The 13,568-nt window shown below is 57.4% G+C and carries 6 protein-coding genes; 3 read left to right on the top strand and 3 right to left on the bottom strand.

Annotated features, from left to right (window positions below; genetic code table 11):
• Nucleotides 1-291: 291 nt before the first annotated feature.
• From J4E42_RS23920 to J4E42_RS23910, 3 genes are all read left to right on the top strand, one after another.
• Entirely contained in the window at nt 292-879 is a 588-nt protein-coding gene (locus J4E42_RS23920; RefSeq protein ID WP_008040607.1) for a YecA family protein, read from the top strand.
• 10 nt (nt 880-889) lie between these two features.
• On the top strand, nt 890-1,276 hold the full coding sequence (locus J4E42_RS23915; RefSeq protein WP_008040608.1) for a YbaN family protein: 387 nt from the start codon (nt 890-892) through the stop codon (nt 1,274-1,276).
• 149 nt (nt 1,277-1,425) lie between these two features.
• Nucleotides 1,426-2,934: a hypothetical protein gene (locus J4E42_RS23910; protein WP_207286324.1), complete on the top strand. Its 1,509-nt coding sequence runs from the start codon at nt 1,426-1,428 to the stop codon at nt 2,932-2,934.
• A 62-nt stretch (nt 2,935-2,996) separates the two neighbouring features.
• Here the strand turns inward: J4E42_RS23910 and J4E42_RS23905 are convergent, their stop codons facing one another.
• The 3 genes from J4E42_RS23905 to J4E42_RS23890 form a co-directional block, all read right to left on the bottom strand.
• On the bottom strand, nt 2,997-5,279 hold the full coding sequence (locus tag J4E42_RS23905; RefSeq protein WP_207286323.1) for an autotransporter outer membrane beta-barrel domain-containing protein: 2,283 nt from the start codon (nt 5,277-5,279) through the stop codon (nt 2,997-2,999).
• 211 nt (nt 5,280-5,490) lie between these two features.
• Nucleotides 5,491-7,485 (bottom strand): hypothetical protein, encoded by a 1,995-nt coding sequence (locus J4E42_RS23900; RefSeq protein WP_207286322.1) that lies wholly within the window; start codon nt 7,483-7,485, stop codon nt 5,491-5,493.
• Nucleotides 7,486-7,815: 330 nt separating this feature from the next.
• Nucleotides 7,816-13,014, bottom strand: a complete 5,199-nt coding sequence (locus J4E42_RS23890; RefSeq protein ID WP_207286321.1) for a retention module-containing protein — start codon at nt 13,012-13,014, stop codon at nt 7,816-7,818.
• Between the last annotated feature and the right edge of the window lie 554 nt (nt 13,015-13,568).

Below are 13,568 nucleotides of genomic sequence, written 5' to 3'. Positions count from 1 at the left end.
CCGAGCCACAGCGAGGCACCGAACGAAAGGGGCAAGAGCCCTTGGTTACTTGGGGCTTTTCCAAGTGACTCGCCGTAAGGGCGAAACCGATAGCAGCCGTAACCACAGAAACGGATATGTACACCATCAAAATCCTCGCCGACTGACACACAGCATTCGCAAGCAGGCTCGCTCCAGCAAGGAATGCGCTGTTCTGGAAAATCACTGAGCGCAAATATGCCGCGCGGCTGGCCTGAGTGCTCAAGAAGGCCTAGAATTCCCGCATCTGTTAATTCCCAAGGTAGCCCTTTAATGTCCTTCGCTGAGCAACTAACCCGCCTGCAAGTCTTCCTCGACGCCGATGAACTGCATGACGAGGCGCTGGACTACGTGGCCGCCCACGGCTACCTCACCGCGCTGTCGATCTGTTCCGAAAGCGTTCCCGACCGTGAATGGATCGACGCCCTCTTCGCCGAAGAGCCGCATTACGCCGACGACACCGAGCGTGAAGCCATCGAATCCACCCTGCTGGCCCTCAAGGCTCACATCGCCCGCCAACTGGCGTCCGATGAAGAGTTCGAGCTGCCGTGCGAACTGGACCTCGGCGAAGATCCGGACGATTCCGACCTGCGTGGCTGGTGCATCGGCTTCATGGAAGGCGTGTTCCTGCGCGAAGCGGCCTGGTTCGAAACCGCCGAAGACGAAGTCAGCGAAATGCTGCTGCCGATCATGGTCGGTTCGGGTCTGTTCGACGAGCAGCCCGAGTTCTCCGACATCGCGGCCGACGCCAACCTGATGGACGACATGATCGTGCAGATCCCGGAAGCCCTGACCGCGCTGTACCTGCTGTGCAACGCGCCAGACGAAAAACCGGCGATCCTCAAGCCACGTCACCACTAAGGTTTTGCCTATGGACAACCCCATAGGCAACCGCTCCCTGATGTTGCGTTACGGGCTGCTGGCCATCGGCTGGCTGAGCGTAGCGCTGGGGGTGATCGGGATTTTCCTCCCGGTATTGCCCACCACGCCTTTCCTGCTGCTGGCGGCCGCCTGCTTCGCCCGCAGTTCGCCGCGTTTTTACAACTGGCTGGTGGAGCATCCACGGCTGGGTCCGTGGATTCGCGACTACCTCGACGGCAACGGCATTCCGCTCAAGGGCAAGGTCTACGCCATCGGCCTGATGTGGGCGAGTATTCTGTTGTCCTGCTACCTGGTGCCCCTGCCGTGGGCGCGCGGGTTCATGCTGACCAGTGCGGTACTGGTGACGGTATATATTCTTCGGCAAAAAACACTCTGAAAATCCGAGCCATTGCGATGTGATGCTGGCCGTCACTCCAACCGCTTATCGGAAACCCTTCCACAACTGTTATTTCTGACAGTAGTCAATGCTGATGCTTCACGCATTAAATCAATCCGGCACTCACACCAGGACCGGAGTCCATCACCATGACAGCCAGACAACCGAACGTCCCATCGGGCACTGCGCCCGAGGAAACAGATTTGACATTGAGTATCAGAGCCGTCAGGGACTCCAAAAATGTCCTTGTAGGTCAAAACGGCACGACCTCCGATACCTTCTTCACGGTCAGTGGAACCGCTGAGCCGGACAAGCCGATTCTGGTACGGGACGGCTTCAATACATTGGCATCCGCCCAAAGCGACGGGGAAGGCCAATGGAAGACCGAGTTATTCGAGGTCAAGGAAGTCAAAAAATACAGCCTGACTGCCATGGGTAATTACGGCAACAAACCTGTTTCCAGCCCACCTCGAACCTTCACCGTGGTCGCCGACGCCCCCATCATCGAGTCCCTGGAAGATGACGAGGGAATGATTGGTGAAGGAGAAACGACCTACTCCTCATCGGTGAGCGTCACAGGTAAAGCCCTCCCGAACCAGAAGGTTCAGGCGTTCAATGGCAGCACACCACTTGAAGAGGCGCCGGTTAACCAAAATAGCGTTTACACACTTGAACTCAAGAATCTGCTGTCAGGCACCTCCTACACCATCACCGTCAAGGCACTCTACGGCGAAGGTAAATCATCCGAACCACGAAACTTCAACGTTGCAGCGGACATCGGCCTGTCTCTCGATGCTGTCGAAGACTCGGACGGCAATCCTGTCAACGAAGGCGACACTACCTCCGACCAAAACCTCACCGTCGTGGGCAAGTGCAGGCCAGGCAAGGATGTTCAACTCCTCGACCACGACGCCTCAGAAGGATTTCCGCCGGCGACCGCCAAGGATAACGGGGTGTGGGAAATCAAAATCAAACTGGACCCAGGCGTGCACAGCCTGAAAGCCCAAAAACTATATGGTGACGGGGAAGTAACCCCTACGCCCAGAACCTTTACCGTTAGAGGGGCGGATCTTGTAACGCTGGACACCGTGACTGACACCCATGGAACAACCGTCGATGACGGTGGTTTCACCTATGAGAGCAACCTGATTGTCAAAGGCGAAGGCGAAGCAGGCGAGTACGTCGAGATCTTCAACGGCGACGACTATTTAGGTGAGGGGCAAATCGGAGCTGACGGCTACGAAGTCCCCATCGGCCCGCTGTCACTCGATAATTATCGCCTTGTTGCCAAGGCAAAATACCCCGATGGCGGTGAGTCTGGCCCGTACTCGTTTGAGGTCAGAAAATCCATCGCACCACGCGAAACCCAAGTGCATGATGCCAAAGAGGAAATTATCGATAACGGTAACACCACCTCCAGTTATGTAAGAGTCGGCGGCAAAACCGAACCGCTAGCGTCGGTCAACCTCAAGGTCAACGGGACCGTCGACCCGAAATCAGAGTCGGCCAACGAGGATGGTAATTGGGCGACACTTCTCACCGGATTGACAGTAGGCAGTGCCTATGTGGTCAGTGCCGTTGCTTCCGACGATCATAACGCCGAATCGAATAAAGTAAGGTTCACGCGGGTTTCGGCGAACGGTTCTACCGACAGTTAACAAAGACCATTGTGGCAGTGCAAAAAAAACCGCTTTTAGCGGTTTTTTTTTGTCTCACACATTTAAAACTGATAGTTCGCACTGAAGGTGGCAGCCACGGGCTGTTCGACATTTTTACCCTTGGCATAATCGACACCGACACCAAGATGCAGTCTCTCGGACACTGAAACCATTACCCCTGCACCGACTTCGAAACCGCTGCCCGACAGGTTGTTATTGATCGAGTTTCCATTGACCCGCACGTTGTTATCGTTCGATGCAAATTCATGGACCAGCGCCACTCGCCCGTATGGACGCACCTGAGTGTCGCCCAGGTTGATGCTTCGACCCGCCATGACGCCGAGCTTTGTGCGCAATGAATGCGTGTCGTCACCCTCAGCGCTCATGCCATTGTCCAAGTAATAGCTTTCTCCCTGGATGATTGCAGCGGATACCTGAACAGAAGGTTTGGCAAACCAGCCATCCCCCAGATCAATTTGGCGCCCCCCTTCTACCATCGCACTCACAGCCGAGTTGTTGTAATCGCCTTCGGCACGTTTGCCATCGCTCATACCGACTTTGGACTCGTTACGAAAATGGTTGAACTTCAGGGCACCATCAACGAAGTAGCCATTGTCCTGATTCCGCCAGCCGAAATAAGGACCGAAGTAGTAACTGTCAACCGTGGCCGAGGTGCCGCCGTTGAGATTCAGATCGGATTTGCTGTATCCCGCCAGCATACCGACAGTCCACGGACTGTCACCCAGTCGGGTATCGGCGCCCAGGGTGAAACCCTGTTGCTCTTGACGATAACCCACACCCATCGAACCGTCGTCAACGTTCCACTTGTTGCCATAAGCTCGTACCCACAGGCCGTGGCGCTTGTCATCCGCCTGCAACTCGCCCATGCGGTTTTCCAGCGACTTCAATTCGCCATAGGACACGGTAAGGGCTGTTTGAAACAATGCCACTACCGATTGAGCACCGGAGCTGAGTCGGGTGGTAGGGTTCAGGTAATACTCCGCTTCGCCGGAGGCATTGGTTCTTTCGGCTAAATCGTATTGCCATGTCCCCACATCGACCCGGCCACCCAACAGCGCGAAATCTGCCTGGTTATTTCCGATCTGCACCAGCGTCAATTGTTGAGGAGACGTCGCGTCCTTGCCCGAAGCGTTGACGGCCAATTCATAGCTGCCAGTGGCCGAGCCGGCTTTCAGCAAGTCACTTTCACCGGTCTGGAAGTTGCCCTGCATGGCAATGATGCCGCTGCCATTGAGCGTACCCACCTCAAGTTGACGATTCGCACGTGGCACGCCAGGCGCACCGAAATTAACCGTGCTGTCGCTCAACGTCAGAGTGTCGATGCGGTCATCGCCAACCATGGTCAGGCTCGAACCGCTGTTAAGGCTCAGGTTGCTGTTGTTCAGGCGTCCGGTGAACGTTGAGCCATTGTTCAAGGTGACATTGGCCGTCGAACCGTTCTCGCGCAGGATATCGCCCTCCATCGAAGCGCTATCGAAGGTGAGATTGGCGGTGCTATTGCCAGTCACTTGCACATTGCCTTGCAAGGCGCTGTTCGCAACCCGCATGTTCGCCGTCGAGGCGCCTTCCACTTCAAGTACATTGCCGTTATTGCCAATCAGCGTGGAGTTGTTCAACACCTCGATGCTGGCATCGGTGCCCTGCGCCACAACAATGGCCGCGCCATTGCGACCTTCAACGGTAGAGTTGTCCAGCACCAGGGAAGCATTCCCCACGTTCGCCGGGTCTTCGTTGATCAATACACCCGCAACATCACCGCTGATGCGGGTGCCCGCCGTTGCACGCACTGCGCCGCCAAAAATGTCCAGCCCGCGACTGCCTGCGGCCGTTCCCGTCACTTGGCTATTGATCAAGTCGAGAGTACTCAGGCCCGACACTGTGGCGCCAGTTACGGCACCACTGAACTGACTGTCAGTAGCCGTCACCGTAGAGCCCTGGTTCGATCCGTTAGGACGGTTGACCAACAAAGCGGTGGCATCGGCGGTCACCGTGGCCTGATTGATAGTCGCCGTACTGCTGTTGATCGTTATACCGTTGCCGCCGCTATTGCCGTTGACGATTCCACCATTGATCGTCAGGGTAGAACCGCTGGTGACTGTGACACTGTTGGTCGTCGCGCCCGTTATATTTAACGTGCTGTTATTTCTCACCAGATAATCGGTGATTGGCGCCGTAGACGAATCGATATCCAACGTGTTGCCGTTATCAACGATAGTTGCCGCAAACGCTGAACAACTCATCAAAAAAAAAGCCGGCAATGTCGCCAGCGATTTAAAAGCAACTGTACCCACAGGTACGCGTAAAACTTTGTATTCAGTCGTCATTTGCCTGCACCTTCTCGTGATCCGGTCTCCGCTGGCCAACTGTTGGGAGACACCAAAGGGTGCGGACGATACAGACGCTTCCTACGAAAAAATGTAGGACTAATCTCTTTCGACTACGGAAAATCCGTCAAACCAACCATTGCACGGAACAATAAAAACCATTCCCATCGCTCAAAAAAAGGAGGCACCAGGTGCCTCCTTAAACAAGTCATTAGATTGGGCAGGTCCCCCCACTGATTCGCATCGTTACTTTGGTCGGATCGGATCCGCCCGAGGCCGGTTGCCCATCTATTAACGCCGTATACTTAAGGTCGCCCCAACCGTCATCGGTCACGGCAAACTGTGCATAAGGGATTTTTACAAGGAAGCCATCTCTGGCTTCAGCAGTAGTCGGTGATTTTTTCACCGTTACGGTGTTGCCCGGTATTACTGGCCCTGGTTTATTGTCCGGAGGGCTGGAAAAATCGTTAACATAGCCCTGATAGACAAATAAAAGTTCCTGATTTGCGAGCCTAGGCTCGCCACCTGGAACCTCTACTTCAATGACCTTGCCCAGCAATGAATCATCTTTGATCGAACGACAACCTAAGGTAGGCCCGTCCAGATCATCAACTGTGTGCAGGAATCTTGGTTTGGGGATAGTAACCGGCACTAGGAAAACATCAACTTCCTGATCTTTTGAACGATTGAAGTTCTCGTTGAGCGAGTGAGTCACATTGTAGTGAACCTTGGTGGTCGGATTGTTTCCGCTTGCTTCAAAAATTCCTGGAGCAATAGTAAAGGTCAACATCGTTGTAGCTGTTTCAGTACCGTCCATCGTCCAGACGCCACCCTTGCCTCTTGTATTGGCAGGGTCCTCCGGAACGGCAACTCCTTCTACATAAAGCGATACAACCTGACCCGTCTTGAACCCCTCATAAATAAGTACCTGCGCATCCACGTCGTCAACCAGGTCAACAGCCCTGATCTTGTTAGGGTCCGTCGTTACCGTACCTTGCACTGTCACCGGGAGAAGCTTGTCATGCGGAAAACCTGGCAACCCCGGATTATCCGGATCAATCGGCAGTGGCGAATCAAGGTCAATGTTCAGATCTTTCGGAGTGGGAGTCCTGGGATGTAAAAGTCTGCCTCGCTTGATCTGATAGACAAGCGGAACCGTTTTCGGACCCACGTTGCCGTTATGCAGGTAGTTATAGGGCAGAGGAAGTGTAAACGGAACCTGGGTAATGGGCACATCGATGGGGATTTGCCCGTCGACGCTCAACAGCAGCCTGTCTTGAGGCTGCCTGTTTTCGTAGTTGATTATGGCAGTAACCGGTGTCTGTGCATCCTCAACCAGGATCTGATCATCATCATCGTGCAGTCCAACCAGCAGAGTCTGGTTTTTTGGAGGTTCAGAGAGCACCACATCCAATACCTGAAACTCGGATTGCAAGCTTTTATTACCTTTACGGTCAGACAGGACAAAAAACAGCGAAGTTTCCCCTTCTCCTGAGCCAATAAATGCGCGGGTCAGCCTTCTGGTCTCTGGCAGGGTCCCGAGATCGTCGCGCACGACTTCTTCAATGAGTCGAGAGTTGGGTATCGATGAGCCATACCGAAACTCAATTGTGTCTCCAATTTTTGCCCCGCCCCACTCCCTGCATGTCAAATGAACAAAACCATGAGTATCCAGATACTCTTTGGTAATCGCTCTATCTGTTTCAATTTCAGGGGGCAACACTATTTTTCCGACAGGGACAGGCGGATCCATATCAATATTTATGACAAGATCTGTTGCATCGGTATCATTCGGCCCGTAAAACTGCTTATAAGACAATTTATGCGGCCCAGGAACGTTGATACGTCCGACTTCAACTTGAAACTTCATTGGAAATTTCGCAGCAATTTCGGCGGGAGTCAAAGGAGTTCTAAACTCCTGAACAGATCCGATCAGGGTGCCATCCCACATCAACTGCACAGTGATTCTCGCTCTATCTGGAGAATTGGCGTCGGGAAACACAGGAACATCCACAGCCAGAGGAAACACCCGATCGCTATACTTGAGCTGATTACCTGGATCATCGGCAGTCGCAGGTAACAACGTAGTATTCGGCAACACAGCTTTATCATTGAGTCGTTTGGGAAGATTGGCCAGCATCACTCTATTGTTGTACAACCGCTGTTCTTGCGGAGTCAGCACTTTATACTTTTCATAGATAGTCATTTCACAGTTCCTTGTTAACGGGCTTCAACTGCCCAGGATGTGGCGGATCTACGCACGATCAAAAATGACCCGGCGCTTGTTCGGGAAAACAATGTCGTGAAAGGCCAGGGTGACGGCCGACGGGAGTAAAAAATCGATTTGTCGAACTGCTTGTAAAAAACGCTTTCACTCAACCGATGACATGATTTAAAGGCAGGCACCAACGTCTGGCTACTGTCAGAAATCACAGGTTTTGCTACCGCCGGTCGGACACTTCCCCAAACAACGCACAACAAAAAACCCGCCATCCCTTACACAGGGATGGCGGGTTTTGTTGTTTAAGGTTTCAGGTCACACGGTATCGACCTTCAACGAGTGGTCATTCAGCATGCCGTTGATGATGGTCGCCGTATCCGCCCCGGCAATCACTCCACCCGCGCCCGGTGTCACACCGTAATGGCTGGCCAGGTCCACACCGGCCAGGTCGATCGTCTGGTTCGGCGCAGCACCCGCCATGCCGCTGACGTCGATGCTGGTGACCAGTGAATCGCCGCTGCCGGTGACTTTGAAGTGCAGGTAGTCATCCAGCGACGCCGCCGTGCCGTTCTCCCCTTGCAACAGTTGCGACAGGTCGAGTTTGTCGGTGCCTGGCGTGAAGTCGGTGACCACGTCGTGGCCGCTGTTGCCTTTGAGCCACAGGAAGGAGTCGGCACCGGCACCACCGGTGAGGGTGTTGTTGCCGAGGCCGCCGATGAGCACGTCATCGCCGCCGCCACCGTTGAGCACGTCGTTGCCGAGGCCGCCGGTGATGATGTTGTTGTGGCTGTCGCCGGTCAGTTTGTCATCGAAGCTGGAGCCGGTGAGGTTTTCGATGGCGGTCAGGGTATCGGTGCCGGCACCCACGGTGTTTTGCGCGCCGAGCAGGCTCAGATCCACTTTGACCCCGGCGGTGGCGTGGGCGTAGCTCGCGGTGTCGATACCGGTGCCGCCGTCGAGCAGGTCGTTGCCCGCGCCGCTGTAGAGCAAGTCATTGCCGGCGCCACCGTGCAACTCGTTGTTGCCCGCACCGGCGGTGAGCACATCGTTGCCGTCGCCGGCGTTGATCACGTTGTTGCCGGTGCCCGCCACCAGCATGTCGTCACCCGTTGTGCCGGTGAGGGTGTGACCGTCCTGATAGCTGATGGTCACCGCTGTGCTGTCGTCGACGGCGTAGGCGCCGTGATAGTCCGGGGTGGTGTTGTGGGCGCCGGAGTAGTCAACGGTCATGGTCAGTTGGTAGTTTTCCGCGCCCTTGCCGTTGCCATGCCCGCCGTCATCGATGTTGATGATGTGGATCTGGTAGGTGCCGTCTACTGCGGCGGTGATGGTCTGGCCATCGCCGATGCCGATGAACGAGCCGCCGTTGACCGAGTACTCCATGGTGACGTGACCGCCCGCCAGGTTGTGATCGAGGTTCAGGGTTTCACCCTGTTTGAGGGTGACGGTGATGTGGTCCTCGTCATTGCTGTTGCTGTTGCTGTTGCCGTTGCCGTTGCCGTTGCCGTTGCCGTTGCCGTTGTTGTTTTTGGCTTCGCCCAACGCTCCGCTGACCACCAGCACCGCGGTCATGGCTGCGGTGTTGGCGACGAATGCGCTGCGCGCGATGGTCACCGATTGAGCGTTGTTGCCGGTGAAGCTGTAGCTCGGGTTGCTGCCGGTAAAGTCCGCACCTTTGACAATCCAGCCAGTGTTGAAGGTGGTTGGCGATACGGTCAGCGGGTTGGTGTTGGCATCGATGTCGTTGGCCAGCAGCACGTCGCCCGGCACCGTGACGTTGCCCGACAGGACGTTGGTGATGATGGCGACGCCATTGTCGCTGACTGCGTTGATGCAGCCGTTGCTGACGTCGATGGTGATGGTCGTGGTGCTTTCGTCACCGTCGTTATCACGCAGGGTGTAGGTGAACACGTCGGTCGCACCGGGGCCGTTCACGGCATTCGGGGTGCTGTGGTATTCAGCGTTGCCCTGGGCGTCCAGGGTCAGGTAACCGTAGGTGCCGTTGATGTGGGTGTTGAGCCCGCCGTTGACCGGGGTCGAAGTATCCGAGCCGGCGCGCACGCCGACCACGCCACCGCCGAGCAAGGGGCCATCGGCGCCCGCGACGTCGTTCCACAGCACGTTGCCGCTGACGGTGCCGCCCTCCACCACCGACGTTGCCTCAGGGTTGGCGTTCGGTGTGTCATCGACGATGTTGACGTTGATCTGTCCGGTCGCGGTGCTGCCGTTGACATCCTTGGCCGTCACATCGAAGTGCTCGGAGATGCTGTCGGCACCACCGGGATTCGGGTGGTCGCTGTCGTAACGCAACGTGTAGCTGTAACTCACCACACCGGTGGCCGGGTTGTAACCGGTGATGGTGAAAATCGCGCCGGTATCGGTCTCGCTCGATTGCGGGAAACCTGCCGCCACGCCGGCAGTGACCACAGCGATGCCGCCGACGGTGAGGGTTAGCAGGCCATCCGGCGCGTTGACGTTGAAGGTGCCAGTCTGGGTCAGGGCCGGAGCATCCGGGTCGGTGCCGTAGGTGAGGTTTTTTTCGTAAACGGTCAGTTCACCGCCATACGCGTCGAGGCCGTTGAGGGTGACCGGGCTGATGCAGCCATTGGTGACGTCGATGGTGATGGTCGTGGTGCTTTCATCACCGTCGTTATCACGCAGGGTGTAGGTGAACACGTCGGTCGCACCGGGGCCGTTCACGGCATTCGGGGTGCTGTGGTATTCGACGTTGCCCTGGGCGTCCAGGGTCAGGTAACCGTAGGTGCCGTTGATATGGGTGTTGAGGCCGCCGTTGACCGGGGTCGAAGTATCCGAGCCGGCGCGCACGCCGACCACCCCGCCGCCGAGCAAAGGACCATCGGCGCCGGCGACGTCGTTCCACAGCACGTTGCCGCTGACGGTGCCGCCCTCCACCACCGACGTTGCCTCAGGATTGGCGTTCGGCGTGTCATCGACGATGTTGACGTTGATCTGTCCGGTCGCGGTGCTGCCGTTGACATCCTTGGCCGTCACATCGAAGTTCTCGGAGATGCTGTCGGCACCGCTGGCATTCGGGTGGTCGCTGTCGTAACGCAACGTGTAGCTGTAGCTCACCACGCCGGTCGCCGGGTTGTAACCGGTGATGGTGAAGATCGCGCCGGTATCGGTCTCGCTCGATTGCGGGATACCTGCCGCCACGCCCGCCGTGACCACGGCGATGCCGCCCACGGTGAGGGTTTGCAGACCGTCCAGCGCGGTGACGGTGAAGGTGCCGGTCTGGGTCAGGGCCGGAGCATCCGGGTCGGTGCCGTAGGTGAGGTTTTTTTCGTAGACGGTCAGTTCACCGCCATACGCGTCGAGGCCGCTGAGGGTGACCGGGCTGATGCAGCCGTTGCTGACGTCGATGGTGATGGTCGTGGTGCTTTCATCACCGTCGTTATCACGCAGGGTGTAGGTGAACACGTCGGTCGCGCCGGGGCCGCTCACCCCGTTCGGGTAGCTGTGGTATTCAGCATTTCCCTGGGCGTCCAGGGTCAGGTAACCGTAGGTGCCGTTGATGTGGGTGTTGAGGCCGCCGTTGACCGGGGTCGAGGTGTCCGAGCCGGCGCGCACGCCGACCACGCCACCGCCGAGCAAGGGGCCATCGGCGCCGGCGACGTCATTCCACAGCACGTTGCCGCTGACGGTGCCGCCCTCCACCACCGAGGTCGCGTCGGGGCTGGCGTTCGGTGTGTCATCGACGATGTTGACGTTGATCTGCCCGGTCGCGGTGCTGCCGTTGACATCCTTGGCCGTCACATCGAAGTTCTCGGAGATGCTGTCGGCACCACCGGGATTCGGGTGGTCGCTGTCGTAACGCAACGTGTAGCTGTAGCTCACCACGCCGGTGGCCGGGTTGTAACCGGTGATGGTGAAGATCGCGCCGGTATCGGTCTCGCTCGATTGCGGGATACCTGCCGCCACGCCCGCCGTGACCACGGCGATGCCGCCGACGGTGAGGGTTAGCAAGCCATCCGGCGCGTTGACGTTGAAGGTGCCAGTCTGGGTCAGGGCCGGTGCGTCCGGGTCGGTGCCGTAGGTGAGGTTTTTTTCGTAGACGGTCAGTTCACCGCCATACGCGTCAAGGCCGCTGAGGGTGACCGGGCTGATGCAGCCATTGGTGACGTCGATGGTGATGGTCGTGGTGCTTTCGTCGCCGTCGTTATCACGCAAGGTGTAGGTGAACACGTCGGTCGCGCCGGGACCATTCACCCCGTTCGGGTAGCTGTGGTATTCGGCGTTGCCCTGGGCGTCCAGGGTCAGGTAACCGTAGGTGCCATTGATGTGGGTGTTGAGCCCGCCGTTGACCGGGGTCGAAGTATCCGAGCCGGCGCGCACGCCGACCACGCCACCGCCGAGCAAGGGGCCATCGGCGCCGGCGACGTCGTTCCACAGCACGTTGCCGCTGACGGTGCCGCCCTCCACCACCGAGGTCGCGTCCGGGCTGGCGTTCGGTGTGTCATCGACGATGTTGACGTTGATCTGCCCGGTTGCGGTGCTGCCGTCGACATCCTTGGCCACGACGTCGAAGTGTTCGGAAATGCTGTCGGCACCACCGGGATTCGGGTGGTCGCTGTCGTAACGCAACGTGTAGCTGTAGCTCACCACACCGGTGGCCGGGTTGTAACCGGTGATGGTGAAGATCGCACCGGTATCGGTCTCGCTCGATTGCGGGAAACCTGCCGCCACACCCGCAGTGACCACGGCGATGCCGCCGACGGTGAGGGTTTGCAGACCGTCCAGCGCGGTGACGGTGAAGGTGCCGGATTGGGTCAGCGCCGGTGCGTCCGGGTCGGTGCCGTAGGTGAGATTTTTCTCGTAGACGGTCAGCTCGCCGCCCTCTACGTCGAGGCCATCCAGGGTGACGGGATTGTCTGGATTATCTGGATTGTCTGGAGTATCCGGAATGTCCGGACGATCCGGGGTATCCGCCACAATCGGTGCAGCGGTCGCATTGCCGCCATTGTCCGGATCACCGGCGTCCGGATCACCGGCCAGACGCTCCCGGGGAAATTCGGGAACACCATTGAAGCCCGCAGTGGGAAAACCGACAGTCGGATCGACCCGCCCAGCCACTTCCTCCAGCAGCACAAAACTATGGCCGCCACCCAATGCACCGCCGGGCGCACCCGGTGTGCCCGGCCCCGCCGCGGTCGCTTCAGCGGTTTGGGTCGGGTCGTCGCCCGCCGCGATGGCTTTTTGTACTCGCTCGACATCTGACAGTTGAGCCTGAGTCGGCGTAGTCGCTTCAGGTGTATTCACATGGGAGGCGTGATCCACCAGCAACTGAGGGTTCATTTGCAGACTGCTGCCACGCCCGAGCGTCAGTTCCTGGCCATTTTGCAGGTGCACCGCCACCGCGCCTTCGGCCCCGGTGATCAGTTGATCTCCGGCAAACAGCCGGTCCCCCTCGATCAGCATACGCCGGGTACCGTCGCTCCCCTGGGCGAACACCTGACCAATGACCTTACTGACGATACCGATGAGCGTAGCCATGTGCACTTCCTCCGCTGCCGACTGCCGTCGGCATCCTGTTGTTTGCGAAGAACGTGCTCATGGGTAAAGCGGTGGCCAGCGAGCCTCTTCCGGGGAGCAGCTCGTCAACACCAAGCCACTGCCCTGGCGACTATCTCGCCAAGCGTGTCGCTCACGGGCGACGTGTCCGCTACGGAATAAAACCCTCTGCAATCAAAGGCATCGGGATCCTGTTCGGTAACACCTCGTCCAGTGAGCGATGCGTAACGGTTCTGAACCAACCAAGTGACAAAAAACCGTCACCAAGAAAACCGTTTCGCGTCCCTCCCCTCCAGCACTTCTACGCCCTAGTCGATATGTGGGTGGAACTTTCCTTTTGCCCTTTCGAGCGCCCTAACGCTCATAAATCAAGGGCTTTCGACGTGAACAATGTGCTGGATTTTGCAGAGCGCATAAGTTTTTTTTGGCATAACCCTTATGAGAAATCCTTCTTAGATTCCTCCCAGAATGTTCTTAGCTCTGTTGTAAAGAGCATGAAACAGTTTCACCTATAAATGTCGTCAAATAATTGGCGA

Origin of the sequence: Pseudomonas sp. FW300-N2A2 (genome assembly GCF_017351735.1) — a bacterium.
GTDB classification, from domain to species: Bacteria; Pseudomonadota; Gammaproteobacteria; order Pseudomonadales; family Pseudomonadaceae; genus Aquipseudomonas; species Aquipseudomonas migulae.
The sequence above is the reverse complement of the archived record's forward strand: the minus strand, read 5'-3'. Positions and strand labels throughout refer to the sequence as shown.

Bases quoted from the DNA above. Each gene is read 5' to 3' on its own strand.
- J4E42_RS23920 (WP_008040607.1), top strand. From the start codon at position 292: ATGTCCTTCGCTGAGCAACTAACCCGCCTGCAAGTCTTCCTCGACGCC.
- J4E42_RS23915 (WP_008040608.1), top strand. From the start codon at position 890: ATGGACAACCCCATAGGCAACCGCTCCCTGATGTTGCGTTACGGGCTG.
- J4E42_RS23910 (WP_207286324.1), top strand. From the start codon at position 1,426: ATGACAGCCAGACAACCGAACGTCCCATCGGGCACTGCGCCCGAGGAA.
- J4E42_RS23905 (WP_207286323.1), bottom strand. From the start codon at position 5,279: ATGACGACTGAATACAAAGTTTTACGCGTACCTGTGGGTACAGTTGCT.
- J4E42_RS23900 (WP_207286322.1), bottom strand. From the start codon at position 7,485: ATGACTATCTATGAAAAGTATAAAGTGCTGACTCCGCAAGAACAGCGG.
- J4E42_RS23890 (WP_207286321.1), bottom strand. From the start codon at position 13,014: ATGGCTACGCTCATCGGTATCGTCAGTAAGGTCATTGGTCAGGTGTTC.